Here is a 4,494-nt window from a genome sequence, read left to right on the forward strand (position 1 = left end):
CGTCAGATCGACAGAGTTTCTTTCACAGCTGGGATAAGAAGATACCTGACAGCTCGCGGTTTACCGTCTTGAGCGATTTTGGTGGGGCAGCGGTACGTGACAATGAGACGGGGCTGGTGTGGGAGCAATCGCCGGAGACGAAAACCGTGAATTGGCAAGGGGCACGATTTCAGTGTACGAGCCGCAAGATCGGCGGGCGCATGGGTTGGAGACTCCCCTCAGTGCATGAACTGGCAAGCCTAGTGGATCCTTCCGTATCGCCGGGCCCCACTCTCCCGGCAAGCCATCCGTTTACCAACGTGCAGGCTGCCCACTATTGGTCAGCAACATCCTTCGCTGGGAAACCGACACACGCGTGGAACGTGGGCTTCATTATGGGCATGGTGCACGACATTAAAGTAACGGAACGTCACAATGTCTGGTGCGTGCGTGGTGAGAATACCGCGGATGCGTATTAATTGTCCGATGGCCTGATAAAGAGTCCGAGTAGATTCAGGCAGGATATTCGTGCCACTTTAGATAAACAGGAGAACCGGCTCTTTTAATCAAGAGACCTTTTCCAAACACAACGCACATCTTCCACACCGTTGATTGAGGGCTCGCATCCGATTTGCAGCACGAGGAGATTGGAGAGATCGCCATAGACGATGGCTTTGCCACAAGGACAGAATACACATCGTTCTGGCTATTGAGAGTCGCTCCATGAAAAACCGTATCGAACACGATTATGCTCCGGGTTCCGACCTCTATGAAAAGCATCTCGGGTCAGCCTTGTTCGAGCCCTATGCGGTGGATCTTGCCGAGAAGATAGCGGCCGATTGCACACAGGGTTCCGTGCTCGAGATGGCCTGCGGAACAGGCATTCTTACTCAGCAGCTTCGTGCACGCCTGAAGCCATCTGTGTCCCTGACGGCGACTGATCTCAATCCCGGCATGCTCGAGTACGCGCAGAAGAAGCTGAACGGGGTGGAAGGAATTACATGGAGACCGGCGGACATCACGGACCTGCCGTTCCCCAATGCCTCGTTTGACGTAGTCGTGTGCCAGTTTGGCCTCATGTTTGCGGCTGATAAAGATCGTGCCTTTTGCGAGATGCGCCGAATCTTACTCAACGGCGGCTTGCTTGCGTTGAGTGTATGGGACCGTCTCGAGACCAATTCTTGGGGGTTGATTGTCCAGGAGACGGTTTCGGGTTTTTTCCCGAAGAATCCCTCGCAATTTTTCAAGGCACCATTTAATTCTCACGATGTGGATGCCTTACGAAGTTTGCTGATCGCACACGGTTTCGATCAGATCGAGATCCACGCAGTGTCAAAGGAGTGTTACAGCACTACGGCAAAAGGGCTGGCAATCGGTATGATTCAAGGCTCGCCGTTGCTCGCTGAAATTCAAGAGCGAGGCGGTTCTCCCGAACCGATCGTTGATGCCGTGGCTGCAATCTATGCACGGACCGGAGGAGACAATCCGTATCGCGCGCCGATGCAGGCAATTGTCGCAACCGCGCGGGCGAGCGGATGATATCCACCGTGATTCAATGAGGGCTATCAGACATTCCTGAATATCGGCCGCACATCCGCGGTATATTCCCGCAGCCAATATCCAGCGCTCTTCAATAGGCACATCCTGCTCCGGCCTGAGCATGGATTCCATATTAGGCTTGCAGCCCGTTAAAAAAGAAAATCGGCTTAGTTCGGTTCAAGCACCTTTTCGAGCAACTCGGTCGCACAGAGCCGCACAACTCCGGCTTCATCTCTGGAGAGGGGTTCGCCCCGCGCCACAAGGCTTTGTATCCGTTCACTCACCGAAATAAAATCCGTGATCTCCCTTCTGAATCCGTTGGTATACGTTTCCATACGAGCAAACCTCCATCGGCGGGAAGAGTTGTTATGGAGGCCAGATAATTTCTCAAGCAATCTAGTCAAGCCCCTATAAATCGGCCTCCCCATAGTTCGGGTGGGCATCCGAGCCCCTTGACTTCTCCGTCGATTGCATTATCTGACAACCATAGTTGGATCGGCGCAGCGCCAGTGACATGACCCGGCAGCTAACTACGAAAGACTAGAAGGAGATTACTATGGCACTCGTACGATGGGATCCGTTTCGGGAATTGGAGGAAGTGTCGGATCGGTTGAATCGGATGTTTGCGCGCCCTGCTGCTTCGGGAACTCACGGCAAGGAAACGATGATTGTGGCTGATTGGACGCCGTCTGTTGATATCAGTGAGACCGAAGGAGAGTATCAGATCAAGGCCGAGATTCCGGATGTGAGAAAGGAAGATGTGAAAGTCACGGTCGAGGATGGCGTGCTCACGATTCAGGGTCAGCGTAAGCAGGAGAAGGAAGAAAAAGGAACGAAGTATCACCGGATTGAGCGATCCTACGGGAGCTTTGCCCGGACCTTTTCTTTGCCCGATGTCATCGAAACGGACAAGGTGAAGGCCGAGTTCAAGGATGGAGTGTTGAATCTCCACCTGCCGAAGTCGGAGAAGGCGAAACCGAAAGCCATCGAAGTGAAGGTGGCATAAATCCTTCAGACAATGTCTTCTAAAAATCAAGGCCCGCCTTATCAGCGGGCCTTGGTGACGTCTTCCCCAAAAACGACGACAGCTCACCAGTGGACGGTTACCAAGGATAATATGAGTAGCCTGGACGGACCATGTAACTCGCCACAGAATCGATATTGAGTTGGGTTCGCGTACGATCTGGAGTGCAGCCACGTCCGCACAGTCGCAACCAGTCCACCTTCAGCTTGTGGCACTTGATCGGCGGGCCATGCGTGACGATGAACAAATAGTAGCGGCTAGGGACACATTCTTCCGTGATGATGCAACCGGGGAATTTTCTGTTCAAATATTCCCGAATGACGCAGAGGTTTTCATCGATTCGGCGCTGTACATGAGCCTTGGGCATAACATTAAATTTTTGCCACCGTAGCCAGTCGGATAATGTCTCGCCAACTAGGCAGGTCCCGAGTCAGTCTCAGTTTTATCAATTCCTCTCAATAGTACCGGCTCAGCCTCTATCGTTTTAGAGATGAGGGACTCATTTTGGGAGTCTGGTTCACGGCGTGGCTTGGGTAGTGAAAAAGATCATGGAAAGACCGTAATCTCAAGCTATAACACCGCTTATTTGAGCAGTGAAGTAGTCCAGCAAGGCAATCTTAGGATCACTAGTGGTTGCATCAGTATTCGGATGTCAGAAGAAACGCTACGGTGTGAAAGTTATGCACAAAGTTAGCAGAGCAGCTTTACTTTTGAAGAAACCCTACGTGGAGGTGAGTTTATTATGTGAGGTGCACCATGACGACGACTCAAGCTGCAGAACTCAGGGTCAAGTGGAAACAGCAGTCACATCCTCTTCCTAAATGCGAACATTTGAATCTTGAATTGGAATGGAGCGAGGGCGGCTATCGGACCGGTAATTACAACTGCATTGTGTGTGGAGAGAACGTGGTGAAAACATGCGGCCAATCGTGAACCGGCCCGCATCTTCACTATGGCAGCCTGCCAAACCGGCACACCCTTCTCCCCGTTATTGGTTCAGAATCCATATTGGCTGTGTCGCACTGCGACAAGAGGGAGTACGTACCATGTGAAGATGATCGACGGCGGTGGGGCTGTATTTCCCAGACTACGGATTTAAGCATTCCGAGCACCGGCAGAGGCCAACATTGTCTTTGCGATATTCAATTCATCCTCTGAATAGCCTTGAACATAACCGAAGACTTTATCGAATCCGAATGCCGCCTTCCCCTTTGCTTCTATGCGCTCTTGGCCATCGCCCCCATGAGCTTTGAATACCAGCGCTCCCGAACGATCGAAAAAATTGGCGGACATCGTCGTGACAAAACCCTCCTGCGGAAGGCCGGGTAGCCGTTCCAACCGTGTCGTGACCTTCATGAGTTGAACTCCGTTGCTATCGTGAATCTCGTATCCACCTTGAAGGTCCACGGTCTTGACACAGCGGCCGGGGTTGATTGTAAGCACATTCCCGACCAAACGAAACAACAGCTTGCCCTCTGAATTGAGAACATTACCTGTCACCAACGGATGGCTCGAATCGTCTGGCGGTTCCGCGCCCACGAGAAAAAAATCATCCTGGGAACCCAGCTCTCCAAGAACGAATGCGTTACAGATATTACCCGCTACAACGTAATTATGATGGCGTCCTAGCGCGAATATGTTCTTTACGAGTGTAGAAGTAGGCATAATGCTGTTCTCCTCAGCCGAAGACGTATTAGAGCATCATCATTCTTGTAATGCTCCCCATTAGTCAAGCGGCTCCGAACTGGGTGCTGTGGCTGCTCGCTATTCCTTGTCCGACATAGCACAGCGTCCGATACGCTGAACAACGAACGCATGTCGCTTTGCGATGGTCGCCGAGACGCGCCGCCTCATGGCCAGACCTCCACATCGATTTTTGGGAGTTCGTATAGGAGCGGACGAGTTCCGGTCTTGAAAAGGATTGAGATCGTCAAGACAAAAGTCGCTAAGAT

The 4,494-nt window shown here is 51.9% G+C and carries 6 protein-coding genes; 4 read left to right on the top strand and 2 right to left on the bottom strand.

Features of this window, described 5'->3' with window-relative positions; all coding sequences use genetic code 11:
• A partial coding sequence (locus ACOSYY_RS08355) for an Lcl C-terminal domain-containing protein (protein WP_421661808.1) occupies positions 1–458 on the top strand: 458 nt, incomplete at its 5' end.
• A 244-nt stretch (positions 459–702) separates the two neighbouring features.
• On the top strand, positions 703–1,518 hold the full coding sequence (locus ACOSYY_RS08360; protein ID WP_421661809.1) for a class I SAM-dependent methyltransferase: 816 nt from the start codon (positions 703–705) through the stop codon (positions 1,516–1,518).
• Between the two features lie 167 nt (positions 1,519–1,685).
• Here the strand turns inward: ACOSYY_RS08360 and ACOSYY_RS08365 are convergent, their stop codons facing one another.
• Positions 1,686–1,853 (bottom strand): hypothetical protein, encoded by a 168-nt coding sequence (locus ACOSYY_RS08365; RefSeq protein ID WP_421661810.1) that lies wholly within the window; start codon positions 1,851–1,853, stop codon positions 1,686–1,688.
• Between the two features lie 221 nt (positions 1,854–2,074).
• Between ACOSYY_RS08365 and ACOSYY_RS08370 the strand changes: the two genes are divergently transcribed.
• Both ACOSYY_RS08370 and ACOSYY_RS08375 read left to right on the top strand, forming a co-directional pair.
• Positions 2,075–2,524: an Hsp20/alpha crystallin family protein gene (locus ACOSYY_RS08370; RefSeq protein ID WP_421661811.1), complete on the top strand. Its 450-nt coding sequence runs from the start codon at positions 2,075–2,077 to the stop codon at positions 2,522–2,524.
• Positions 2,525–3,298: 774 nt separating this feature from the next.
• Complete coding sequence (locus ACOSYY_RS08375; protein ID WP_421661812.1) at positions 3,299–3,475, top strand: hypothetical protein; 177 nt, start codon at positions 3,299–3,301, stop codon at positions 3,473–3,475.
• A gap of 162 nt (positions 3,476–3,637) precedes the next feature.
• On the opposite strand, the gene ACOSYY_RS08380 is transcribed toward ACOSYY_RS08375, so the two are convergent.
• Positions 3,638–4,207 (bottom strand): hypothetical protein, encoded by a 570-nt coding sequence (locus tag ACOSYY_RS08380; RefSeq protein WP_421661813.1) that lies wholly within the window; start codon positions 4,205–4,207, stop codon positions 3,638–3,640.
• Between the last annotated feature and the right edge of the window lie 287 nt (positions 4,208–4,494).

The sequence above is a fragment of the Nitrospira sp. BLG_2 genome (assembly GCF_049222245.1).

Excerpts from the sequence above, each read along its gene's own strand:
- ACOSYY_RS08375 (WP_421661812.1), top strand. The coding sequence starts at position 3,299 with ATGACGACGACTCAAGCTGCAGAACTCAGGGTCAAGTGGAAACAGCAG.
- ACOSYY_RS08365 (WP_421661810.1), bottom strand. The coding sequence starts at position 1,853 with ATGGAAACGTATACCAACGGATTCAGAAGGGAGATCACGGATTTTATT.
- ACOSYY_RS08360 (WP_421661809.1), top strand. The coding sequence starts at position 703 with ATGAAAAACCGTATCGAACACGATTATGCTCCGGGTTCCGACCTCTAT.
- ACOSYY_RS08370 (WP_421661811.1), top strand. The coding sequence starts at position 2,075 with ATGGCACTCGTACGATGGGATCCGTTTCGGGAATTGGAGGAAGTGTCG.
- ACOSYY_RS08380 (WP_421661813.1), bottom strand. The coding sequence starts at position 4,207 with ATGCCTACTTCTACACTCGTAAAGAACATATTCGCGCTAGGACGCCAT.